The 24,933-nt window shown below is 40.1% G+C and carries 19 protein-coding genes; 9 read left to right on the top strand and 10 right to left on the bottom strand.

Features of this window, described 5'->3' with window-relative positions:
- Positions 1 to 36 precede the first annotated feature (36 nt).
- From tgt to AWW67_RS12565, 3 genes are read left to right on the top strand one after another with little or no spacing between them, the layout of a single operon-like run.
- Positions 37 to 1,167 carry a tRNA guanosine(34) transglycosylase Tgt gene (gene tgt, locus AWW67_RS12575; protein WP_062302164.1) on the top strand — a complete coding sequence of 377 codons (1,131 nt, stop codon included), beginning with the start codon at positions 37 to 39 and terminating at the stop codon, positions 1,165 to 1,167.
- Complete coding sequence (locus tag AWW67_RS12570) at positions 1,167 to 2,249, top strand: LptF/LptG family permease (protein WP_053222688.1); 1,083 nt, start codon at positions 1,167 to 1,169, stop codon at positions 2,247 to 2,249. Before tgt ends, AWW67_RS12570 begins: the two co-directional genes overlap by 1 nt.
- Positions 2,249 to 3,169, top strand: a complete 921-nt coding sequence (locus AWW67_RS12565) for a DMT family transporter (RefSeq protein WP_053222687.1) — start codon at positions 2,249 to 2,251, stop codon at positions 3,167 to 3,169. The genes AWW67_RS12570 and AWW67_RS12565 overlap by 1 nt, the downstream gene beginning before the upstream one ends.
- Positions 3,170 to 3,273: 104 nt before the next feature.
- Here the strand turns inward: AWW67_RS12565 and AWW67_RS12560 are convergent, their stop codons facing one another.
- The 7 genes from AWW67_RS12560 to topA all read right to left on the bottom strand — a co-directional run bounded on the left by AWW67_RS12560 (position 3,274) and on the right by topA (position 14,329).
- On the bottom strand, positions 3,274 to 3,825 hold the full coding sequence (locus tag AWW67_RS12560) for a GNAT family N-acetyltransferase (protein WP_082794038.1): 552 nt from the start codon (positions 3,823 to 3,825) through the stop codon (positions 3,274 to 3,276).
- Positions 3,826 to 3,917: 92 nt separating this feature from the next.
- Positions 3,918 to 4,439: a DinB family protein gene (locus tag AWW67_RS12555; protein ID WP_260311444.1), complete on the bottom strand. Its 522-nt coding sequence runs from the start codon at positions 4,437 to 4,439 to the stop codon at positions 3,918 to 3,920.
- A 597-nt stretch (positions 4,440 to 5,036) separates the two neighbouring features.
- Positions 5,037 to 6,353: a DMP19 family protein gene (locus AWW67_RS12550; protein WP_176700049.1), complete on the bottom strand. Its 1,317-nt coding sequence runs from the start codon at positions 6,351 to 6,353 to the stop codon at positions 5,037 to 5,039.
- Between the two features lie 243 nt (positions 6,354 to 6,596).
- The gene (locus tag AWW67_RS12545) at positions 6,597 to 8,438 is read right to left on the bottom strand and encodes a Xaa-Pro dipeptidyl-peptidase (protein WP_062302160.1); all 1,842 of its coding nucleotides are present in this window, start codon (positions 8,436 to 8,438) and stop codon (positions 6,597 to 6,599) included.
- A 120-nt stretch (positions 8,439 to 8,558) separates the two neighbouring features.
- Positions 8,559 to 9,062 (bottom strand): MepB family protein, encoded by a 504-nt coding sequence (locus tag AWW67_RS12540; protein ID WP_062302158.1) that lies wholly within the window; start codon positions 9,060 to 9,062, stop codon positions 8,559 to 8,561.
- A gap of 174 nt (positions 9,063 to 9,236) precedes the next feature.
- The gene (locus AWW67_RS12535; protein WP_062302157.1) at positions 9,237 to 11,507 is read right to left on the bottom strand and encodes an AAA family ATPase; all 2,271 of its coding nucleotides are present in this window, start codon (positions 11,505 to 11,507) and stop codon (positions 9,237 to 9,239) included.
- A gap of 323 nt (positions 11,508 to 11,830) precedes the next feature.
- Positions 11,831 to 14,329, bottom strand: a complete 2,499-nt coding sequence (topA, locus tag AWW67_RS12530) for a type I DNA topoisomerase (RefSeq protein WP_062302155.1) — start codon at positions 14,327 to 14,329, stop codon at positions 11,831 to 11,833.
- 145 nt (positions 14,330 to 14,474) lie between these two features.
- On the opposite strand from topA, the gene AWW67_RS12525 reads away from it, so the two are divergent.
- The 6 genes from AWW67_RS12525 (at position 14,475) to AWW67_RS12500 (ending at position 21,069) form a co-directional block, all read left to right on the top strand.
- The gene (locus tag AWW67_RS12525) at positions 14,475 to 14,972 is read left to right on the top strand and encodes a SixA phosphatase family protein (protein WP_053222680.1); all 498 of its coding nucleotides are present in this window, start codon (positions 14,475 to 14,477) and stop codon (positions 14,970 to 14,972) included.
- 65 nt (positions 14,973 to 15,037) lie between these two features.
- Entirely contained in the window at positions 15,038 to 16,315 is a 1,278-nt protein-coding gene (gene speE, locus AWW67_RS12520; RefSeq protein WP_062302154.1) for a polyamine aminopropyltransferase, read from the top strand.
- 3 nt (positions 16,316 to 16,318) lie between these two features.
- Positions 16,319 to 17,371 (top strand): agmatinase family protein, encoded by a 1,053-nt coding sequence (locus tag AWW67_RS12515; protein WP_062302152.1) that lies wholly within the window; start codon positions 16,319 to 16,321, stop codon positions 17,369 to 17,371.
- Between the two features lie 237 nt (positions 17,372 to 17,608).
- Positions 17,609 to 18,805, top strand: coding sequence for an acyl-CoA dehydrogenase family protein (locus AWW67_RS12510; protein WP_062302150.1), 1,197 nt, complete (start codon positions 17,609 to 17,611; stop codon positions 18,803 to 18,805).
- Positions 18,806 to 19,086: 281 nt separating this feature from the next.
- On the top strand, positions 19,087 to 20,139 hold the full coding sequence (locus AWW67_RS12505; protein WP_062302148.1) for a phosphotransferase family protein: 1,053 nt from the start codon (positions 19,087 to 19,089) through the stop codon (positions 20,137 to 20,139).
- Positions 20,140 to 20,178: 39 nt separating this feature from the next.
- Positions 20,179 to 21,069 carry a 3-hydroxyacyl-CoA dehydrogenase gene (locus tag AWW67_RS12500; protein WP_062302146.1) on the top strand — a complete coding sequence of 297 codons (891 nt, stop codon included), beginning with the start codon at positions 20,179 to 20,181 and terminating at the stop codon, positions 21,067 to 21,069.
- Positions 21,070 to 21,276: 207 nt separating this feature from the next.
- On the opposite strand, the gene AWW67_RS12495 is transcribed toward AWW67_RS12500, so the two are convergent.
- The 3 genes from AWW67_RS12495 to AWW67_RS12485 form a co-directional block, all read right to left on the bottom strand.
- Positions 21,277 to 22,632 carry a sensor histidine kinase gene (locus AWW67_RS12495; RefSeq protein ID WP_062302144.1) on the bottom strand — a complete coding sequence of 452 codons (1,356 nt, stop codon included), beginning with the start codon at positions 22,630 to 22,632 and terminating at the stop codon, positions 21,277 to 21,279.
- Positions 22,622 to 24,007: a sigma-54-dependent transcriptional regulator gene (locus AWW67_RS12490; RefSeq protein ID WP_089082044.1), complete on the bottom strand. Its 1,386-nt coding sequence runs from the start codon at positions 24,005 to 24,007 to the stop codon at positions 22,622 to 22,624. The genes AWW67_RS12495 and AWW67_RS12490 overlap by 11 nt, the downstream gene beginning before the upstream one ends.
- A 180-nt stretch (positions 24,008 to 24,187) precedes the next feature.
- On the bottom strand, positions 24,188 to 24,568 hold the full coding sequence (locus AWW67_RS12485; protein ID WP_062302140.1) for an endonuclease domain-containing protein: 381 nt from the start codon (positions 24,566 to 24,568) through the stop codon (positions 24,188 to 24,190).
- Between the last annotated feature and the right edge of the window lie 365 nt (positions 24,569 to 24,933).

Raw genomic sequence — 24,933 nt, 5'->3', positions numbered from 1 at the left:
TGATTCCTGCTATTTTTGTGCGATCAAAAATGAGGAATGAAGTTTAATTTAGCTGGAGTAGACAAACAATCTAAGGCCCGAGCAGGGGAAATAACCACAGACCATGGTGTAATTGAAACACCTATTTTCATGCCTGTAGGCACAGCAGGGTCGGTTAAAGCGGTTCATCAGCGCGAATTGAAAGATGATGTTCAGGCACAAATCATTTTAGGAAATACTTATCATTTGTATTTAAGACCTGGCTTAGAGGTAATTGAGGCTGCTGGTGGTTTACACAAATTCAATGGCTGGGACAAACCGATTTTGACCGATAGTGGTGGTTATCAGGTGTATTCACTTTCGGGCACCAGAAAAATAAAGGAAGAAGGGGTAACCTTTAAATCTCATATTGATGGCTCCAAACATATCTTCAGCCCAGAGGGAGTAATGGATATTCAGCGCACCATTGGAGCCGATATCATGATGGCTTTTGACGAATGCACGCCATACCCTTGCGATTACGAATACGCCCGCAAGTCTATGGAAATGACACACCGTTGGCTCAAGCGCTGCTGCGATAGGTTTGATGCCACTGAAGGAAAGTACGGTTATAGCCAAACGCTTTTTCCGATAGTGCAGGGGAGTACTTACAAAGATTTAAGGGTGAAGTCGGCAGAAACGATTGCTTCGTATGAGCGCGAGGGAAATGCCATTGGAGGATTGTCTGTGGGGGAACCAGCAGAAATGATGTATGAGCATACCGAGATCGTCTGTGATATTCTTCCTAAAGACAAACCACGTTATTTAATGGGAGTGGGAACACCCGAAAATATTTTGGAAGGAATTGCCTTAGGAGTAGATATGTTTGATTGTGTTATGCCAACTAGAAATGCCCGTAACGGAATGCTCTTTACTAGTGAAGGTATTTTAAACATGCGCAACGAAAAGTGGAAAAACGATCATAGCCCAATTGACTCGAATTTGGGAGGCTATAACAGTACCTTTTACTCAAAAGCCTACTTAAGGCATTTGATTACCAGCAAAGAAATTTTAGGGGCGCAGATTGCCAGCATTCATAACCTAACTTTTTATTTATGGTTGGTTAAAGAAGCACGAAAACAGATATTAGCAGGCACGTTTGTTGATTGGAAAAACCGAATGGTCAAAAAAGTGACACAACGCCTCTGATGAAAATACTGGACAAGTACATATTAACAAAGTTCCTCACAACTTTCCTTTTTGTAGTAGGTATTTTAGTAGCCATCGTACTCATTCTTACGTTTTCAGAAAGGAATGAGAGTTTCATTAAAAATGAAGTAGGTACTTGGTTGATTATTAAGTACTTCCTCTATTTCGCCCCCTATATTGCCAATTTAATTACGCCCATTACAGTATTTATAGCAGCAGTATTTGTCACTTCAAAAATGGCCAGTCATACTGAGATTGTCGCTATTCTAGCCAGTGGAGTGAGTTACCCCAGAATGTTGAAGCCATTCTTAACTGGGGCGGTAATTATAGCCGTTATCAGTTTTGTTTTCACAGGTTGGATTATTCCAGAAGCCAATAAATTCAGGGTTAAATTTGAACAACAATTCTTTGCCGATAAGCCCTATCAGTATACAGGTGAGGACGTTCATTTTAAAGTGAGCCCTACCACCTATGTTTATTTGCGCAGCTATAATAGTTACCGAAATTCTGGTAGAGATTTCACCCTTGAAGAGATTGTTGATAAAGAGATGCTTTATAAAATTTCGGCAGACGAAATTTTTTGGGATTCAACTTCTACCTCATGGATTTTAAGAAAGTGGAATTTAAGAGAGTTTAACGAGCTAGATGAAGAATTCCAATATCAGAGTGTAAACGATACTTTAATTAAAATCAACATGAGTCCCGATGATTTTTCTAGTCAAACCGGACTGCAAGAAACGCTTACGATTCCAGAGCTATACAGCTATATAGACGACCTGAAGCTAAAAGGAGCTGACAACATACCGATTTATCATATCGAAAAATTGATTCGGTTTATGTCTCCATTTACGGCCATAATTCTGACTTTTATTGGTGTGATTTTGTCGTCAAAAAAGACAAGGGGAGGGGTAGGTTTTCAGATTGCTTTAGGCTTTCTTTTGGCTTTTATTTACATACTTTTGTTTATCGCTACAAAGAGCATTGCTGAGGCAGGCTCAATGGATGCGCTGCTTGCAGTTTGGATGCCCAATATTATTTTTGCTATGCTTGGTTTCTCTATCTATCGCTTTGTTCCTAAGTAATGGAAGCCTCTCCTAAGGATTTTCTCAAACTCCATTTTATCGTTTTTCTATGGGGTTTCACCGCAATTCTGGGTAATGAAATGACCATTCCGGCTACCGATGTGGTGATGTACCGTACCGCCTTGGCCAGTATAGTGTTGGCGGGTTTCATGTATTTGAAGTCAAAAACATTTCAGGTGAGCCGAGCGGATATGATGCCACTCGTACTTACGGGGTTTATCATTGCCATTCATTGGTTTTTGTTTTTTGAATCGGCCAGAGTTTCGAACGTTTCGGTTTCTTTGGCAGGAATGGCCACCACCACCTTTTGGACGAGCCTTATTGAACCACTTTTCAATAAAAGGAAGATCAGGTTGTTTGAGGTAATTCTAGGCTTGGTTGTTATTAGTGGGCTTTACGTCATCTTTCGTTTTGAATTCAATAATGCTTTGGGCTTAGGCTTGGCGATGGCTTCGGCATTTATGGCTGCCCTTTTTTCAGTATTGAATGGTAAAATGACTCATAAGTTATCTCAATACACCATCACCTTTTACGAGATGGCTGCCGCAGCCATTGGTATAGCCATTTTTATTCCGTTCTATAAATATTTCTTTTTGGCTGAAACCGCCACTTATGCCTTACCCACAACCAGAGATTGGGGACTGCTACTAATTCTTTCTGTGGTTTGTACGGTATATGCGTTTTCTGCTTCTGTAGAATTAATGAAGCGTATTACAGCCTATGTAGTTAACCTTACTATCAATTTAGAACCAGTGTACGGAATCATTTTGGCTGTTATTATTTATGGAGAAAATGAAGAAATGAGCGCAGGTTTTTACTACGGAACCCTCATTATTTTGGCCGCTGTTTTGAGTTATCCGGTGATTAGACGCAGCCAACGCAAAGCCTTAGAGCGTAAGAAAAAGTTGGGGCTGGGTTAGTTTTCTGTGTTATAGAGCTTAATTACAGTTCCTTTTCCCGAAACTTCAGAAATCAGGATACAAATCATAAAACATTTTTTGTTTGATAATCAATCAGTTGAGAACTAAATGTGCAACCCTAAAAAATAGTTGTCTGATGGTTGACCTTCTTGTTCAATAAAGGTAAATCCATTCTTCTCTAAAATTTTAATTGATGGGATATTGGCTTTATTACTCCATGCAATTACATTTTCTATTTCGGTATTTTTTTTAAGTGTTTCAACCATGAGTTTTACAATTTCATTCCCAAACCCCTGTCCCCAAAACTTTCGACCAATTGAATAACCTATTTCACATTCATTTTTTTTAACGCGATTGAATCTGTACATGATACTCCCAATTAATTCGGCTTCTTTTAATGATTCAACACCTTGCCTAACCGTAACAAGTTCTTGATTGACAAGTCTTTGATTTCTTATGAATTCTTTTGCATCCTCTAAAGTTTCCATTGGTTTACTGCCTCTAAATTTCATTGCTTCTTTGTCAGAATAAACTTCATATAAACGTTTAGCATCGTCCATCTTTAGTTCTCTAAACCTTAGCCTACTTTGTGAGCAATTCATATTGTCTTTGTTGAGTGTATTACTTTTTCTCATTGAAAATAGGGGAGTACGCATTAGAATAATTTATTTAAGCCCAATTTTCTATGTTGGTTTACGGTAAAGGCTTTATTAGTAGTATTAACTATAAACATTGAATTGCGTCATTGTCAGTCCCATATTTTTGGCCGATTAATATTCATTACTCTTAAATAGGAGAGGAATTGTCCTGCATGAACAGATTCGTGATACCCGATTCGCAACAAATATTTTCCAAGATTTTTCTTCTCTCCATTTCCGGGGTGAATGATTTCAGTTTGGTTTAATTCTGTATCCGAAAATTGATGGATACTTTCTAAAAAGGCTTTTCTGTAAGGTTTGACAAACTCAAGTTCGTTGGCAACGCTTATAAACGGTTGATTTTCCCAAGGCGTTTTATAATTTGTCATGCTCCCATTATTGATAATAATATTCCATCCATAATCGGCTTCTAAAACGTGCCTCACCATTTCTATAGCAGTCATAGCTTTTTCATCTGGTTTCCAGCTGTAGTAATTTTCAGGAAGTCCTTTCCAAAGCTTGATGCTTCTTCTCCTTATTTCTTCCAGGTTTAAAATGATAAGTTCGGATTGGGTCATTTTCTTTACTTCGTAATTTTTGTAATACATCACAACGGTGAAGTATATAAGCATTCGTGAATTTAAAAATTAATAAAAGTCTTACTGTCAACAATGGAGATTCCGCTTGTATTTGTGTATCGCTAATACAAAAATACAAAGCTGATTAGATTTCAGTAGAACGCTTGGTTACTTAGATTGAAGGGCTAATTACATTTCTGTTTTTAAATATTAAATGGGGGCTCAGCGAGATCCACTAGTCTTATCGTCTCGCTAAGACTATAATACAAAGCTTATTAGATTTTTCAGTAGGGGTGGGCTTAAATCCTTCTTGCAACCGAAGATTAGTGGGGATAGTCTCGGTTTATCAGTAGAAACCGTTAAAACGGTTGAAATTGGTAGGGGAGCACATAGCCCACGGTTTAAACCGTGGGCTATGTGAATGAATGTTTTGAGCAATGGTTTTAACCATTTTTAGGCTATTACTTTCAGTCGCTAAGTTGTACGGAGTGACGTCTGCTTAATAAAGTGTTAGTCTTTATGTAAGGGAGGTAATCCTCGTTGCAAACGAGGATTAGTGGAGTCTCAGCGAGACCTAAGACCAGTGGAGCTTGATTTAACCACTGAACCGCCACTTTTGGGTAGGTGCTGTTTGCTGTGGTGCTTTTATTGTTACTTCATTTTCTTTCTTGATATTTCCTTTCCATTTTCATAGATAGTTTCTTCCTTTACGTTCCCATTTTCGTCATAGGTCTTTGTCACTCCGTGTTCTTTTCCATCAACCATTTCTTGGTACAATATCAGTTTACCATTACTATATGAATATTGCTTTCCGTCCCTTTTATAATTTTTATATTCCTGCTCGTTTCTGTCAACAACACCGTCAAAGATTGAATACTCATTTATGTACAAACCTGTTCCGTCTTTAAGAACTTGCGTTCCATCTTCTTTCCAACAATTTTTAACAAAAAATTCCTTTTGAATAAATTCTGTTTCACTTTTCATTTGACCATTAGGGTAATATTGTACCCATTTCCCATCTCTGTCATACTTAGAAACATAGATTTCTGTTGATTTCAAATTTCCATTTTCGTAAAAATGTGAATGCAAGTAACCCTTTGGGTTGTCTGATTTTGAGATTGAAAATTTCTTGTTCCCGTTTGCGTAAAATTCAATTCTTTCGATTGCTTGTTCGCCATTTAAGTATTCAATTATTTCTTTTGGGTTACCATTTTCATAGTAGCTTTTGTACGTGCCTGAAACAACACCATTGGAAACTGGAATAACTTCTTTTGGTTTGTCTGGGGAATAGAATATTTTTAATTCGCCAACAAATGACATATCAAATTCATTTCCGTCTTCATCTAAGCAAAATTCATTTGGATTTTTACGAATGTAATTCTCAATGTTTTTCATTGTCTGTTCATTGAGTTTGTAGTATTCGTCATCAAGCTCGTCAAAATCTGTGATTTCTTTGTACAGATTACTAAAAGCTTCTAAACCACCTTTTCTAGCATCTTTTATTTTCTTGTTTTTCTTCAAATATAATTCGTAAGAACGATTTACAAGTTCCGCCATTTTATTGTCGCCAATATGTTTTAGACCTTTAATTATTGTCGGCACATATATTCCATAATCGTTATAATAAAATTGAGTAAACCCACCATTTGTAACTTGAGCGTCAACATACCACCAATAATAAAGTGCCTTTTGTCCGTAAGATATTGTGTTACCTTTTGTCAGTTCGCCTTTTCTGTCTTGGATAAATCCTGAAATTGGCTCAAGAATAAACCAACCAAAGTCAAAACCTGTTAACTTGAAAAACTCGCCCCTGTCCAGTTTTGGTCTGAAATGCTTAGTCTGGTCAAACTCCCAATATGGGTCGTCTTGTTGTTTGTTTTGTCCGAATAAGTTAAATATGTTCATTGTCAATATTGTAATTGCAGTTATTAAAAGTCCACCGAATAATGTTTTTTTAGTCTTTGTCATTTTGTACGGTCGTGTTTTTAGCATCACAGCTAACGTATCTATATACGCAACTAGTTGCGTATATTTTTCATGTAATTTATTAAAAGTTTCTTATTACACGCCAAATAATGGTAGTTGTAAAGAAACTTATTGCGGATATATATTCTCAAAGGGTGTTTTTATTTTCCCAACAAAAAGCCCGTTCCTTCTACCATAAGAAACGGGCGTTAATCCTTTTACTCAATACTAATTAAACAGTACTCATTACTTCTTCATTGCCTTTTCAAAAGCGGCTGTTCCGCCTACAATAGGAATGGAAATGCTGGTGCCGTCTAAATCAACGGTGAGTTCGGTGCCTGGTGCTGGCCAAAGCGTAAACTCACGGTCAGAAGACATAATCATCACGCCAATTTGCTGTCCGGCAGCAATAATTTGGTCGTCTGGCTGTAAATCAAAAGACATTTCGTAGAATTTGCCTGGTACCAAAGGCTTGCTTTCTCTTAATGATTTATAGTTCTGAGGATCGGCCCAACCACGGGTAATGAGGTTATCGGTAATTTTAGAATTTCTACCTTCTCTCCAAGGCAAAGAAACCAACCAAACCGAAAGGTTAGCGGCAGGCTTACTGCTGGCTAGTTTAATTGAAACTTTCACCGTACCAGAAATATGTACTGGGGCAGTAAGCACTGGAGAAACATATAACAATCTATGTTCGGTGATTTCGGCTTGCGCTAAAGTGGCACCCGAGAAAGAATAATTATCTACCAAAGTCTCTTTGCCTTGATTTGCCGAACGCTTAGTGCTAAGTCCACCTGCTTTAGGAGCGCCTTTCGATAGATAGAATTGCACAGGTTTTGCTTCTGGATTGGGGTAATCGGTATAAGCGGTGGGCTTGTCCATTGCATCGCCTTCTCTCACTACCCAAGCCTTTGCATCATTTTCTACCCCATTTTCTATCCCATGTAAATAGCGGGTAAACCAACGGTTCATCATGCTCATTGGGGGAGGGCCACCATGTCCGCCTTGGTGGTAAAATATTTGGCTGGGAATGCCCTTGGCCTTTGCGGCTTCATAAATACGTAAGCTATGCTCAGGTACTACGTTCCAATCGTTAAAACCATGCGACATTAATAGTGCCGCCTTCATCGGCCCCATATCATTCAAGTAATCACGGCCGGCCCAAAAGTCATTGTAATCGCCTGTAATTCTGTCCATGCCGTTCTTCATTTCCGTGTCTCTTACAGTCTTATTATTATAAGCACGTTTCGATTCATCACCGCTGTGAATAAAATCATAAAGCACATCAATGTCTTCGCCCAAATAACCTCCCGGAGATCTGATCAATCCGTTCGATCTATAATAATGGTAGTAGGAAGTATTTGGTGCAATAGGAATAATGGCTTCTAAACCGTCAACGCCTGTGGTGGCTGCGGCCAATGGAATGGTTCCATTGTAGGAAGTACCCGTCATACCAACTTTTCCAGTACTCCAATAGGCCTTTACTTCTTCATTTCCGTTTGGGCTGGTGTAGCCTTTTGCTCTACCGTTTAGCCAGTCGATTACCGCTTTGGGGGCTAATGATTCATTGTCGCCACCCACGGTAGGAGAGCCCTGAGAAAGGCCTGTGCCCGGAGAGGAAGAGTGCACCACGATATAGCCACGTGGCACCCATGTTCTAATCTGAGAATTTGAAATGATTGGTCGCTCGCCTCTGCGCGTTACCGTAGGGTTTACCCTTGCAGGTGGGGTAGCGCCCAATTCGTGTTTAACGTTCCATAATACACCATCCGACAAAGAAGCGGTTCCCGCAAAATAAGGACTCGATTCATAAACAATAGGTAGTTTTAAACCTTCTGTATCGGTTTGGTACGGGCGAGTAACATCTACATGCATGCGGTCTGGTTTGCCGTCTCCATCCGTGTCAAATTCTGTTTCAACCCAAAGGTCATGTCGAATCCATTTTTCAGGATCGTTGAAGGCGGGAACAATTTGTGCTTCGCCATTTTCGAATACAGGAACGGCCTTTTGTGCATTGGCCATGGGTAAAAAGCCCAAAAAGAGCAGCGCAAAACAAGCCGCTATATTCAGTACCGATAATTTCTTCATAAACTGTAATTTAGTTATTAGTGTAATAGGGTCATTTCCTAAAAAAGTATAAAGGAATCTGAAAAGAAAGATAGCCCAAGCCCATCAATAAGACAAGTGATATCATTTAAATGGCCAAGTTTAGACATTCAAATACAACGCTTTAGCACGCTCTACATCTGTTTTACCGTTCTCACCAATCGCTAGGAAGTAATCCAATTGCCATTGCTGCGTTTTGAGGGCCTGTTTGCTTGTGGGGTTGTCCCATAAAGGGTAAACTCGAAGGGCCCTTTTTCCTTCTTTGGAAGCGGTGGAGAAAACCCCTTTTTCTAGCAACACCTTTTTAGGAAAAATGAACTGCCCTAGTTCATTTTCAGCACTTACATTAACGACTACAAAATCAATGTGATCCGAAACATCAAAAGGCTGGATGGAACCATTGTTCAATCGTTTCCAAAGTGTAACAAACTGCCCAATTTTAGTAGGAGTGACCTTCGCTTTTCTACTAACAATCTGTAAGCCATTAAGCTGGAATATGCAGGCTCCGTAATCTTGACTTTCCCTTTCTGCTTCAAAGTTGGTGAGTTCAAAGCCTAGTGGCTTGTAGAAATTGTCTGTAATGATTTGGAGGTTTGGGTTGAGCATTTGAGTTAAATAAAGGTGATGATTTGGTAATTTCAGCCTCTCCAGAGCTCTTGTTTCGTGAATACTTGTATGCTTGGTGGTGTGTCCCTAACGAAGTATCGGGAAGCGCACCTCGTCAGTTACAAATGGCGAGGCTGTGTATTCGATTAGCAGTAGGCTTTTTTTTCATTTATTTTATAATTGTTCGTTCATCATCATTTCATAATGTTCCTTGCCAATTGACTTAAAAATGCTGGCAAAAGTTGTGAAGAGTGTCTGTGGTTGCTCGTTAATGATCTTTTGGTAATAGGCGTTGTCCAGCGCAGATACCTTATGGCTTTCATCATTTATTGTCGCAATGAAAGAGTACTTTACATAATAAGTTGGGTCGTTTTGATTTTCATTGATTAATGCTGCCCAAGAGTCTTTTCCATATCCAATGAAATTCACATAACTCTCAATAATTCTTCTCATCGAGTTAGAGATCATAATGTTCAAGGAAGAGTCATTCGGAATATTAGCTTTTAAATCTTTAATGTTTTTCCACATCAGGGAGTAGTCATCAAAGACAGATTTGTTGTAGTTTCCTGTTATTGAAGTTTGATTATTTTGCTTTGTAATTCTGTAATGCCAGTAGTCCGTGCAAATGGGTCTTCTTTCAAACGTTACTTCTTTGTAGAAATAAATATTGTGTGTAAATATAAAAGTTTGGGCAAGGGTAGTATTCTTTAGAAGCATTTTATCGGCCTTGGGGTTATCTCCTTTTCTAAGTATTAATGAATGAATTAGAGATGCCACAATAAACAACGCTTGACTGTCCAAGCTAGAAACTGGGTCGTCAATTACAATGATCTTCTTCTTGGTGCTATTATTTTGCAAATCATCGGTTCCTACGCAAAGCTGGAAGAAGTACAGAAAAGAGATGAAATTTTTTTCCCCCTCACTAAGGCTTTTAAAAATTGGATTAGCGGTTGTTGCGTTTAGTCGCTTGAGGAAGTATCTCGATATATTGTTGACTTTATCCTTTTCGGCAATTTCGAAGCCCTCGAATCCAGCATTTTTTAGAATTAGATTAATGTTGTCAACTGCGTCTTTTGTGTTTACAGTTTGGCTTCTCAAATTTTCAATATTCTGCTTAGAGGCTACAATTTTGTCGGAATATTTATTCTTTAATTCTGCCGCTACCCCACCGATTCGAGAGTATTTAGTTAGCCTTTCATCATATTTATTAATTTCTGTCCTACATTGTTCCGCCATGAAATTCCAAATGTCCTTAAGAAGCGTTTGCCTATTTGCGTCAAGGTCTTTATAAAGTTGATTGTTGGTCTTTATTTTATCTAGAACATCTGACAAGGTATTTTTTAAAGTACTAATGGATCTTATAGATTTTTTTTCGTTTGAATGCGAGATTTTATAATCTATAATTTCAAGGTTATTATCAAAAAAAGTAGTGAGTATAAGAACAAGATTTGAAACTTGGTTATTTGGATTAAAAACATTTTGTATAGCTGTGATGCTAGCAATCAAGTTATTTGATTCCTGTTGATAGCGATCTCTCAGCTTTGAAATCTCGGCAAGTTTGTTTTTATAAGTTTCATCAAAATACTTTTCAAACTGCTCCCTCAAGTCTGAGTCAATAGTTTCATTTTGACAAAAAGGACAAGTATTATTATCAGGTTTTACAAAGTTTAATCCGAGTTCTACCCAGTTCCTTGAACCAAGGGCTGTAATCAAAGCAGCTATATCGACATCTTCATTTCCTACAATCACCTCCTGTAATAATTTTTCTAGATGAACTTCTGTCCTCCTTATTGTCAAATAGGAATGTGTATTTATTTTTTGAAGAATCTCCTTCAGGTCTTGCTCGTAGAGTGTTTGATACTGCTCTGTTAATTGCTGTATGGTTAAAATCTGATATTGGTTTTGGAGAATTCTACGGATTTCATGCAAATGGTTTGGTTTACTCCCAGAATGGGTTAGGCTAATTTTTGAAAAGGTCGAGAATGTAGGTCTTTGATTCCAGCAATGGTTTAAAAGTGCATCATTTTTAGCCCTCTTGTCAGCTTCAAGACCATCAATCTTACTCTGATATTTACTTTTTAATATTTCGGATGCTTGAATTGCTGCTTCTTCGTCTGTGATCTGTTGTTCTATTGCTGCGTTAGCCTGATTTAAAGAGAATACTCCTTTGAGGTCAGCGCTTCTTCGGAAATTTTCTTCAATAAATTCCTCGTTAAATGTCAATATTTGATGTAGTGAATTGTCATAACCGATATTTGAGCAACTGTTAAAATTCTGGCTTTGTTGTGGTGCAGCTAAGCTCAGATTTCTAAGGTATTTAGAGATGGTCGATTTACCTGATCCGTTGAACCCGAAAAAGAAATTGACTTTCTTCAAGTCATTTATAGTCACGCCATTTATATTGTTATAAGTCGCAACGTTTTTTATAGTTAAGGAAGAAATCATAATGATTGTGTTGTTTCTATAGGCTTACTGCTAACGTGTCTATACACGCAACTAGTTACGTATATTTTTCATGTAATTTATTAAAACTTTCTTATTAAACACCAAATAATGGCAGCTATTGGGGGTATAGCTTCGCTTAGATAAGATTGTTCACTACGCACCTTTATAATTGTTAGATTCTGCTAGGTTCGCAACGCTTGCGCTGAAGCTTCAGCGAAGGCGCAATGACGGAAAAGTGGACTTTTACTGTATAAGTAGCAGGTAGGTTATCTTAAAAAAAAGACCTATAAGGTTTTAAAAACCTTATAGGTCTGGGTATGCTTTTACTTCTTCTTGGCCTTGGCAGGTTTTTTCTTTGGCGCGGCCTTTTCTATTTCGGCTTTGGCCTGCTCTAGCGTCATGTCGGTAACATCTACATTTTTAGCAAGCTCAACCTTTGTCTTTCCTTTAATAATGTTGTGTCGTCCCCAACGGGCTTTCTCTACCCTGATTCCGGCATCTTCCCAATTATGAACCACCTTGTCGATTTCCTTCTGAAGCTTATCTTCAATCAGTTCAACAATGTCATTATCAGATAAATTATCCCAGTCGTACTTTTTATTGACATTGATAAACATATTGTTCCATTTGATAAATGGCCCAAAACGTCCTTTTCCTTTCTGAACAGGCAAACCTTTGTAAGTATAAATAGGGGCGTCTGCGTCTAGTTTTTCCTTAATGTACGAGATGGCTTCTTCCAATTCAACATCCAAAGGATCAACGCCTTTTGGCAATGAAACGAAATTATCTTCATACTTTACATAAGGCCCAAAACGCCCAATGGCAGCAATAATTTCTTTGTCCTTATACATGCCAACAGTACGCGGTAGCTTAAACAGGTCAAGCGCTTCTTCTAAAGTAATGCTTTCTATAAACTGGCCTTTTCTAAGACTGGCATACTTTGGTTTTTCGGCTGTTTCATCGTCAGGATCGGCCTCGCCAATTTGCGCCATAGGACCAAATTTACCCATACGAACGATCAATGGCTTTCCGCTCTCCGGATCGATACCCAATTCGCGAGACGAGCTAATGTCTGATCTGTTCAGTTGCTCTGTGTCTTCTACTTTTTGGTGGAAATCTCCGTAAAAGGCCGCAATCATTTTTGGCCATTCCTGCTTACCACTGGCAATTTCATCAAATTGCTCTTCTACCTTAGCCGTAAAAGAAAAATCGATCACATTCGGGAAGTGTTCTACCAAAAAGTCATTCACAATCATGGCCATATTGGTAGGGAAGAGCTTCATTTTTTCGGCTCCGGTAATTTCTGTTTTGGTTTTTACTTTGATGTTATCGTTCGCTAAAACCAATTCTTGGTAATTTCTTTCTACGCCCTCACGGTTTTCTTTCACCACATATTCTCTTTTTTGAATAGTGGAAATAGTAGGAGCGTAAGTAGACGGACGACCAATGCCCATTTCTTCCAGTTGCTTTACCAAACTGGCTTCGGTAAATCTTGCTGCATGACGAGAAAAACCTTCTTTGGCTGTCATATGGCTGAGTTCCAAAGCTTGGCCTACCGTTAATGGAGGTAGCATTCCTTTGGCTTCGTTTACACCGTCTTCATCATCTGTCGATTCGATGTAAACCTTTAAGAAACCTTCAAACTTAATTACTTCACCATAAGCAGAAAGGGTTTCTTTTCGGGTGGAAATAGCAATAGAAGCCGTAGTTTTTTCCAATTGAGCATCAGCCATTTGCGAGGCAATGGCGCGTTTCCAAATCAGGTCGTAAAGCCTTTGCTCGTCATAATTTGCGCCTGCTGAGTGGTTAGCAAAATTCGTTGGGCGAATGGCTTCGTGGGCCTCTTGTGCCGATTGCGATTTGGTTTTGAATTTTCTGGTTTCTACAAACTCTTTACCATAGGCAGAAGAAATTTCACCTACCGCGCTTTTTATGGCATCATCAGAAAGATTTAAAGAGTCAGTTCTCATATAGGAGATCTTACCTGCCTCATATAGCTTTTGCGCTAACGACATGGTTCGCGACACCGAATAACCTAGCTTTCTACTGGCTTCTTGCTGCAGGGTAGAAGTAGTAAATGGAGGCGCTGGTGAACGCTTGGCTGGTTTTTTCTGTAAGTCAAGAATTGAGTATTTCGCACCTACACACCCTTTTAAAAATTCGTGGGCTTCGTTTTCGCTATTGAATTTTGAAGGAAGTTCAGCTTTTAATTCAACACCATCGCCAAGGTTGAAAATGGCGGTTATTTTGTAAGAAGAAACTGGTGTGAACTGTTCTATTTCACGCTCTCTTTCTACCACCATGCGCACCGCAACCGATTGCACACGACCGGCAGAAAGGCCTCGTTTAATTTTTTTCCAAAGTACTGGCGACAGCTCAAAACCCACAAGTCGGTCAAGGATTCTACGGGCTTGCTGCGCATCTACTAAATCAATGTCAATTGTTCTGGGGTTGTCAATTGCCTTTTGAATAGCTGTTTTAGTAATCTCACGAAAAACGATACGTTTCGTGTTATCATCTTTAAGTTTTAGGGCTTCTTTTAAGTGCCAGCTAATGGCTTCTCCTTCGCGGTCATCATCACTTGCGAGGTAAATCATTTGCGATTCTTTGACCAATCTCTTCAAGGTTTTTATTACCTCTTTTTTGTCTGCAGTTACCTCGTAAGTTGGCTTAAAACCATTGGCTATGTCTATGGCTTTGTTGCCTTTAGGTAAGTCACGTATATGGCCATAACTCGATACAACTTTGTAATCCTTTCCCAGAAAACCTTCTATGGTTTTGGCCTTGGCTGGGGACTCTACAATGACTAGATTTTTAGACATAAACTCGTGATTTTTTAATTTTGACCGCGCCAAAGATGGGCATAAATGTTTCAAAAAAACAAACGAAACCATTTTTACCCTGCATCTATTTATATGAAGAAGGAAAAAAACACGTTTTAGCAACCGTAACTAAGGAGGAGGAAGAATGGTTAAGAATCTTTTATTAATAAGACATGCCGATGCGCAAATGCCGCAAAGAAACGAGCGTGATTTTGAAAGGAAGTTAAGTGAGAAAGGGAGAAGTGAATCGGCATTGCTGGGTGAGTACTTACAGAAACTTCCGTTTAAAATAGATACTATATATACAAGTCCATCGGTGCGTACTTTACAAACTTGTGCCGAAATCATACAGCAGTTAGAAGTGTCACCACGCATAATATCGTCTGAAGAATATTATGAAGCTACCCGAAATGTGATGATGGCGGCTGTAAATAGGGTGGATAATATTTTTGAAAATGTGGCGATTTTAGCCCATAATCCATCCATTAGCCACTTGTATGAATACCTTACTGGCGACTCGCAAGGGGGCTTTGTAACAGCAGGCTGCGCATGGCTTCAAGTGCTGGCAGATCAATGGGAACAAGTGTCGGGAGGAATGGCAGAAACCAAAGATTACTACTATCCTGGAATGAACTCGAAGTAAGTTTTTTTATTTTGTTTTAGTCCGTTTAAAATGAAGACCTCATATTTGTGTAAAAATTATATTAAATGGCTTCATTGGGTAGACACATCATTGTCGAGTATTACAACTGCTCATCAGAAATTTTAAACGATGTAGTACACATCGAAAAAAGTATGGAAGGCGCTGCGGAAGATGCAGGCGCTACCATTATTAACTCTACGTTCCATCACTTTTCGCCCTATGGCGTATCAGGTGTTGTGGTAATTCAAGAAAGCCATTTGGCTATTCATACTTGGCCAGAATACGGTTATGCTTCAGTAGATATTTTTACTTGTGGCGATACCGTAAACCCTTGGGTGGCTTATCAAATTCTTAAAGAAAAATTTGAAGCCGGGCATGGTTCGGCAGTAGAGTTATTAAGAGGAGAGAAGGCGCTTTTGAAAGAAAGAGACTTCGATATCAAAGCCATGCGCGATGAAAAAAGCAGCGAAGAAGGCAGTCCAATCCGCACCAGAGATGTATGGTTTACCGAACGTGACGATAAAATCGCACTTTCTTTAAAGCATGATGGAAAGCTTTACGATGTACAATCTGATTTTCAGAAAGTAGAAGTATATAAAACACAAGCTTACGGTAACCTACTTACTTTGGATGGCATGGTAATGACCAGCGAAAAGGATGAGTATGTGTACCACGAAATGATTACGCACATTCCTACTTTAACACACCCTAAGCCAAAAAGAGCTTTGGTGATTGGTGGTGGAGATGGCGGTACTGCCCGTGAATTATTGCGCCACGATTGCTACGATGAAGTAGTGATGGTAGAGATTGACGATAAAGTAATTGAGGCTTGCAAAGAACATTTACCAGGTATTGCTTCGGCTTTCGATAATCCAAAATTGAACCTGATTGTAGATGACGGAATCAAATATGTGAAAGATGCAGCAGATGGCTCTTTCGATATTGTAATTGTAGATTCTACCGACCCAGTAGGGCCTGCAGAAGGCTTGTTTACAGTTGAATTCTACAAAGAAGTGTACCGTATTTTGAGCGATGACGGAATTATGATCACGCAAAGTGAATCTCCTCGATTCAACAGCAAAGTATTTAAAGAAATTTACCAAGTATATCGTTCTATTTTTGGGCAAGATCAGGTGCATTGCTACTTGGCTTACATCCCAACTTACCCAACAGGCATGTGGTCTTTCTCTTATTCTTCTAAAGGAAAAGCACATCCATTAAAGGATTTCAATGCAGAGGAGAGCAAGGCTTTTGCTAAAAAGCATGGTTTGAAATATTATAACGAAGGTATTCACCAAGCTGCCTTTGCTTTGCCTAGTTTTGTAGCTGAAATGATCAGTTAATATATGGCCGATATAGACAATTTTAATCCTAATGACGTAGGCGTAAAGGGCACCCTTTTCGGGTTGCCTTTTGATACCGATTCCGCCAAAGTAGTGGTGATTCCAGTGCCTTGGGACGTTACCGTATCTTATGGAGCGGGCACAGCCGATGGGCCAGAAGCTATTTTAGAAGCTTCTTCTCAAATCGACTTTAGTCAGTTAGACATTGCGGAACCTTGGAAACTCGGGGTAGCAATGGCCGATATTCCTGAAGTTTGGTATTCGTTAGGAAGCGAATTGCGCGAAAAATCGGAAGAATATATTGCTTGGTTGGAAGAAGGCAGCGATGAAGATGAGCGTGAAGAGATGGAGGCTATTTTGGCCGAAATCAACAAAGAAACGCATCAGCTGATGGAATATGTAAGGCAACAGTCGGAATATTGGCTGTCGCAGGGGAAAACCACCATTTTAGTCGGTGGCGACCACAGTACTCCATTGGGCCATTTCCAAGCTTGCGCAAAACACTATGGCGAGTTCGGTTTACTGCAAATTGATGCCCATGCCGATTTACGTGGTGCCTATGAAGGTTTTGAGTTTTCGCATGCCAGTATCATGACGAATGCACTTAAAATTAAGGAGTTAACCAAGTTGGTGCAGGTGGGGATTCGTGATTTCTGTGACGAAGAACAGCAGCTAATTGCCAATTCTAATGGGCGAGTAGTCACTTTCTTCGATCAGCAGTTAAAGCACGACCAATACGCAGGGAAAACTTGGGCTACGCAGTGCGAAGAGATCATCAAAGAACTTCCGCAGCAGGTGTATATTTCATTCGATATTGATGGTCTTGACCCAAAACTTTGCCCGAATACGGGAACGCCAGTCCCAGGAGGTTTTGATTTGGAGCAGGTAATGTATTTAATCAAGCAGGTAGTCAAATCAGGACGTATAATCATTGGTTGCGACCTGAATGAAGTTTCGCCTAGCGAAGACGAATGGGATGCTAACGTGGGCGCTAGGGCGCTTTACAGAATGATCAACCTGATGGCTGCCAGTAAAGGGATGCTACAATTGAATTAATTATACGACATACAATTCTTGGTTTAAGAATTTAGAATCCCTTACTTCAATAAGTTTGGGATTTTTTTATGTCTTGAAATGAAAGAGAATCATTCAATAAATGACCCAGAGTTTTTGTTAAGAAACCAAAGATCAATTAACTTATCCTATATTCCCCTGATCACCGATTTACTGATCCCTCTTAACCCTTAACCCTTAACCAATAACTAATTACCCAATAATTACTAAACACACCCCATGACTGAATTATTCGCTACCGATAAATTAAAAGCCCTTTACCCTAAAGTAAAGCAGTTTATAGAGGAAGAATTGTACCCTTCGGAACTCTATTTTTTGAAAGACCCTTGGGACGAAGTGAACCATATTTTGAAAGCCAAGCGCGAAAAGGCAAAGGAATTGGGACTTTGGGCACCTTATCTTTCTGAAAAAGAAGGCGGAGCAGGTTTAACACTTACAGAGTTTGCGCAATTGTCTGAACTATTGGGAAGAACGCCATTAGGTCATTATGTGCTCAACTGCCAAGCACCAGATATTGGTAATATTGAACTGATGCATCAATTTGCTTCGGCTGAATTGAAAGAAAAATACTTAGCGCCTTTAATGAAAGGAGAAATCAGAAGCTGCTTTTCCATGACCGAGCCAGATTTTGCGGGTTCGAACCCCGTGAATATGGGCACCACGGCCGTTTTGGAGGGCGATGAATTCGTTATCAACGGCCATAAATGGTTTACCACAGCGGCTGATGGGGCTGAATTTGCCATTGTAATGGCAGTGACCAATCCCGATGCGGAACCACACAAAAGGGCCAGTATGATTGTAGTGCCTACTGATACCCCAGGCTTTGAACTCACCCGAAATATCCCCATTATGGGCGATGTGGGAGAAGGCTATTTGAGTCATGCCGAAATCCACTATGTGAATTGCCGTGTGCCGAAAAGCAATTTGATTGGCGAAATGGGTAGTGGCTTTATGTTGGCGCAGCAGCGTTTAGGCCCAGGCCGAATTCACCACTGTATGCGCTGGATTGGCATCTGCGAACGTGCTTTTGATCTAATGTGCAAGAGAGCCGCTTCAAGAGAATTAAGAGACGGCAGAATGTTGGGGCACCAACAGACCATTCAGAACTGGATTGCTGAAAGTAGGGCAGAGATTAATGCTTCAAGGTATATGGTGCTTCATGCTGCGCAAAAGATTGATAATGAAGGAGCTAAAGCAGCGCGTTTAGAGATTTCTACCATTAAGTTTTATGTGGCAGATGTGCTAATGAAAGTGCTCGATCGTGCTATTCAGGTACATGGCGCGCTGGGCATTACCGATGATACTTTACTTTCGTTTTGGCACAGGCATGAGCGTGGTGCAAGAATTTACGATGGTCCAGACGAAGTGCATAAAGCGAGTTTGGCCAAGGCGATTTTGAAAGGGTATGGGATGTGAGGAAGCTGGAAGTTAGAAGACGGAAGTCCGAAGGCAGAAGTAAGAAGTGGGAAGACTGAGGTATAAAGTAGCCGTCATACTGAGGTAGAGCCTTTTGGGGCGAAACCGTAAGTATCCGTCTGTTCTATGCTTCTATAGTCAAGGGCTAACAGATTCTTTCTTCCTCGTTCCTCGTCATCAGAATGACGGCATGTTTAGCGTTTTCTTGAGTTTTCACTATTGACTATTGACTAATAACTAATACACTCTTCCCTAATAACCAATAACTATTAAACTAACCAATGATTGACAAGGCAAAAGACATCAGGAAAGGAGAGGAGTTAGACCTCACAAAGCTGACTGAATACTTGGGTGATCACCTAGCTAGCTTTTCTGGAGAGTTAGAAGTATCTCAATTCCCAAGCGGTTTTTCGAACCTAACCTATTTAATCAAATCAGGCCAAAAGGAATATGTATTGAGGCGTCCGCCATTTGGAGCGAATATCAAAGGCGGACATGATATGCACCGAGAGTTTCGGGTGCTTTCAGCTTTAAAACCTGTGTATTCCAAAGTACCCAAGCCTGTATTATTTTGCGACAACCATTCGGTGATGGGAGCCGATTTCTACCTTATGGAACGTGTAAAAGGCGTGATTCTACGAAGTCAAGCCCCGAAAGACATTGCGCTCAAACCTGAATTAATGCGGTCTATTTCTGAAGCCTGCATTGATAACTTGGCAGATCTTCACACCATGGATTTGAATGCGGCTGGTTTGGCAGATTTCGGTAAACCTGAGGGCTATACCCAAAGACAAGTGGAAGGTTGGATTGGACGCTATTATAAATCCGAAACGGATAAGCTGCCGCATATGGATACGGTAGCCGAATGGTTGCAAAAGCACATTCCAGAGCAGCAATATATCAGCTTTATTCACAATGATTATAAGTACGATAACCTCGTATTGAACCCCGAAAAGCTAGATGAAATTATTGCGGTATTGGATTGGGAAATGTCGACTGTGGGCAATCCATTGATGGATTTAGGCACTTCCTTGGCCTATTGGGCGCAAGCCGATGATTCTGACGCCTTAAAACCTTTCAGTCTCACTTGGTTACCGGGCAATTATACTCGAAATGAATTGGTAGAGCGTTATGCAGAAAAAACAGGCTTCGACCTGAAAGATCAAGTATTTTATTATGTCTTTGGGGCTTTTAAAATTGGAGTAATCATTCAGCAGATTTACGCTCGTTATAAAAAAGGGCTGACCCAAGATCCACGTTTTGCGAATTTGATTTATGCCGTTAAAGCCTGTGGTGCCAATGCGGTAAAGGCTTTAGAAAAGGGGAGAATTTAGAAATGTAATTCTTTAAACATTAAACACTGAACTGATACTATGAAACTAAAAATAGAAGGCATCAATAAAGTACTTATCCTAGGGGCTGGAACGCTTGGTTTAAGGGTAGGGCTGCAATGCGCCATTAGTGGTTTTGAAACAACCATTTATGATATTTCAGATAAAGCACTCGATACTGCCATTAAAACTCAGGCCAGCATTCTTAAAATGTTGATTCGTAATGAAAAGCTCACCGAGGTACAAGCAGAGCAAGCCAAAGGCCGCTTGACTTTCACCACTGACCCAGAAGCCGCGGCTGATGATGCCGACTTCCTGAGCGAATCTGTCACCGAAAACCTCGAATTGAAGCGTAAGGTTTGGGCGCAGTTTGGTGCGCTTTGCCCTGAAAAGACGCTATTTACGACCAACACTTCCTATTTACTCGGTTCGCAAATAGCAGATGCTTCTGGCCGACCTGAGCGTTTTTGCAACTTCCATTTCCATGATGTATTCTATTCCAATGTGGTGGACGTAATGCCGCATGCGGGAACAGAAGCTTGGATCAATGATTTATTGATGGAATTAGGTAAGAAGCTTTGGCAAACTCCAGTCTTCGTTCAAAAGGAAAACACGGGTTACATCTTCAACTACATGCTGATGGCGCTTTTGGGAGCTGCAGGTTCACTCAGAACAATGGACATTGGTTCTATTGAAGATATTGACAGAAGCTGGATGGGTAACTTTAAAATGGAAATGGGACCCTTCGGAATTTTAGATACGGTGGGGCTAGATACGGCTTGGCATATCACCAGCAGTCAATCCGATAAGAAAAGTCAGGCTTTTGCGGCTTTACTGAAAAGCTATATTGATGCAGGTAAACTGGGTGTAAAAACTGGAGAGGGCTTTTATACTTATCCGAACCCAAGGTTTAAAGTAGAGGGGTTTGTGTGATAGCTCCCTGTTTTCTATAGGGTAGAAGACTTAGATCCTTCGTTCCTCAGGAAAGGAAAATGGGCAGTTAACTTTCAATCAACGAGAGGAGCTGAAATAAACGCTAAACTACGTTTTGCTAAAATGAACTTGACAAGGTAAAAACGAGTCCAACCATCACTAAACGCACAATGCTTTTCATCCTGAGGGACGAAGGATCTAAAAGGCTTATTCACTATGAAAAACCATCCTAAAAGTAGCGCCTTTACCCAGTTCTGTTTCTAGCTGAATATCTCCTCCGTGCAACTGCATAATCTGCTTAGAAAGACTGAGACCAATACCTGAACCTCGGTTTTTTGTAGAGAAGAAAGGCATGAAAATCTTCTCAGTGGCTTCTGGCGTAATGCCCGCGCCATTGTCGCTAATTGATACAGTCACCAATTCTCCATGCACACTGGTTTCTAGTTTCACTTTAGCGTTTTCTTTGTTTTCAACCACTTCTAAGGCATTTTTGAGAATATTAATCAGCACCTGCTCAATCAATTGATAATCAATATTTAGTTGAATTGGGGTTTCAGCATGAATCACCTCTAAAACTACATTCGCTTTAAGGAAGTCATTCTTAAGTAAAGCTGTGGTGTTTTGCACCAATGACTTAACATCCGTTGGACGTTTGTCGGGTTCTGGTAGGTTGGTGTAATCGCGATAGGCATTCACAAAATTGATTAAGCCTTCACTCCGGCTGGAAATGGTGCTCAAGCCTTCGGTCAGGTCTTCAAGACTTTCATCTTCGATGGTATTGAGTCCGTTTTTCTTAATTACGTCTTCCTTCAACACCTCACTTAGGGTAGAAGTGAGCGAAGAAATAGGGGCAATGGAATTCATGATTTCGTGCCGAAGTACTTTAGTAAGGTTCTGCCAAGCTTCCAATTCTTTGGCTTGCAGTTCTGCCTTAATGTCTTGTAGGGCAATCAATCTGTAAAGCTCACCACCCAGTTTATACATGGTTTCAAGAATTACCAATTCTTGTCCTTTTTCGTTTTTGTAAGCCGCTCTTTTAGAGGGGTTAAGATGATCGATAGTAAAGTGAAAGTTAGGTGCTTTTTGTCTGAGGTCATCAAGGCTTCTAAGGCTTTCTAGCTGCAATAAGTGAAGCGCAGAACGGTTGATTAATTTCACTTCTCCTGTCTCATTTATGGCGATGATTCCTGTACCAATATTTTCAACGACTACGCGCAACTGCTGAAAAGACTGCTCACTCTTTTTACGTTCTTCCAATATGGCGTCAATTACATCTTTGAAAGCCAGATTCAGGGCTTTAAAAGTTTTTCCCAGTTTATTATCGTGGGTAAAACTCATGTTGAAGTCGTTGTATTTGATAGCATCGAAGAAGCGAGCTAGCTTTTTATTGGTGCTTTCTATGTAATTAAAAAGCTCAAATACTTCGAAAATGATTAAGAAACCAGTGACCACCGTAGTGACATATTTCTGATCGAAGAAGAGCAAATACACGAAAGTGGCTACCGTAACGAACAAAACGATAACGCGAATCAGCACGAATATTCTAAAGCGATTAAAGCCCATATTTCTCTAGTCTTCGGTACAAGGATGAACGGGTTAAACCCAGTTCCTGAGCTGCATGGGTAATATTTCCATTGTGTTTGGCCAATACTTTTCTGATTAGAATTCGCTCGACATCTTCCAAGTTAAACTGTTCCAAATTGATATCATCTTTATCGCGAACAGGCTGATTATTATTGAAGAAGAAGTCTTCGGGTTGAAGAATGTTGTCACGACTCATGATGACCGCTCGCTCTACGGCATGTTGTAGCTCACGCACATTCCCGGGCCAGCTGTATTTCTCCAAGCGCTTAAGGGTGGCTTCACTGAACTTGTAAATATCTTTATTGTACTTCTTAGCGTAGTCTTTTAGGTAATGTTCAGCCAATAGGGGAATGTCCTCTATGCGTTCCCTCAAAGCTGGTAATTTCAGTTCTATGGTGTTAATCCGATAGAGCAAATCTTGTCTGAACTCACCTTTCTGCACCATTTCGTAAAGTGGCATATTGGTGGCGCAGATCAAGCGAATGTCCACATCAATTGTCTTATTCGACCCCACTCGATTCACTTTTCTGTTTTGCACTGCGGTTAAGAGTTTGGCTTGCAAGGGAAGCGAAAGGTTACCGATTTCATCTAAAAACAAGGTGCCTCCATTGGCGATTTCAAAGCGTCCAGCCCGATCTGTTTTGGCATCGGTGAAAGATCCTCTTACGTGACCGAAGAGTTCGCTTTCAAAAAGATTTTCAGAAATAGCCCCTAAATCAACACTGATAAAAGGCTTTTCTGCTCTTTTTGAATTTCTATGAATTGATCTGGCGATCAGCTCCTTACCTGTTCCATTTTCACCCAATACTAAAACGTTGGCATCTGTGCTGGCTACTCGATCAATGGTATCGAAAACCTGAATCATCGATCCGCTTTGACCAATAATTTCCTTGAATTTATGATCGAGGTCTTGGGTCAAAGTATCCTCCCGATCTTTCATCAACTTTAGCTCTTCTTTAGAAGACCTTAGACGAATAGAAGAAAGGAGTGTGGCCAACAGTTGTTCGTTTTCCCAAGGCTTCATTACAAAATCAGAAGCACCTGCTTTAATGGCTTTTACGGCCAAATCCACTGAACCAAAAGCGGTTATCAGTACAACCACTGCGGATGGGTCGATCTCTAATATTTTATCCAACCAATGAAAACCTTCTTGCCCAGAGTTCACGTCTTGGGTGAAATTCATATCGAGCAGAATCACATCGTAAGCGTCATTCTGAAGTAAATCAGGAATAAGTGTGGGGTCTTTTTCCAAATCAATTTGACCAAAATGCCGCTTCAGATAAATCCTTGCTGCTTTTAGTAAATCTTCATTGTCGTCTATGATTAGTATTTTTCCTTGTTTCATTATGTCTATTTTACAATCCCCCAACCCCCTTGGCCAAGGGGGAGGCGGTAACGATATGGATTCCTTTCAATTTTTGCACCTTCTGTTTATTGGTCTTTTCATCTTTCGTATTGAAGTAACCTTTCATGCTTGTTCGGAGCTGTCCCCCTTTTTTATCCCGAAGCTTCGGGAGGGCTAGGGGGATTTCATCTACTCTATTGGTTTATTCAATGTTTCTTCAGATAAATGGCCCTCAATCGTTCTAATTACATTTTTTAAGTCATATTTAACATCTACTTCCGCAATTCGAACGACTTTATAACCCAGCTCATTTAGTCGTAAATCTCTTGTTCTGTCCTGTTCTTGTTTACCATCATGCGATCGGCCATCAAGTTCTATAATCAACCTTTCTTTTCTACATATAAAATCAACAATGTAATTTTCGATGGCGAATTGTCTGTTAAACTGAAGCCCATAAAACCGTTTTGCCCTGAGCACATGAGCCCACAAGATGGCCTCACCGGGAGTTCCATGTTTTCGGAGCTCACGAGCTAATGGTTTTAGCTTCTTATTGTAATATGATTTAGTCATAAGTTACTTATCAATCCCCCAACCCCCTTGGCCAAGGGGGAGGCATTAACGATGCCATTTCCTTTCAATATTGCTTCATCTTTTCTTTACCCTTCTGTATTCGGCTTTAACTAACCAATGTTGTCTATTCGGAGCCTTCCCCCTTTCTTAAAGGGGGTTGGGGGGATTTTGTCTCATCATGTCTCGCCTTAGTATGGGTTTACATTTGTCTTTCAATCTTGATACAAATCAAAAGCTTGTCGAATATACAAACAAATGCTGCCGTCCGCTAGCGGACGGCAAAGTGCGATGGCGACCAATTAGTAAGAGTTTGTTTGTTTTAAATTATTGATATATAGTTAATTAACTTTGGTATGACAGTTGGA

Origin of the sequence: Roseivirga seohaensis (assembly GCF_001592945.1) — a bacterium.
Classification (GTDB): Bacteria; Bacteroidota; Bacteroidia; order Cytophagales; family Cyclobacteriaceae; genus Roseivirga; species Roseivirga seohaensis.
Note: the sequence above shows the minus strand (reverse complement) of the source record. Positions and strands in the feature narration are given on the sequence as shown.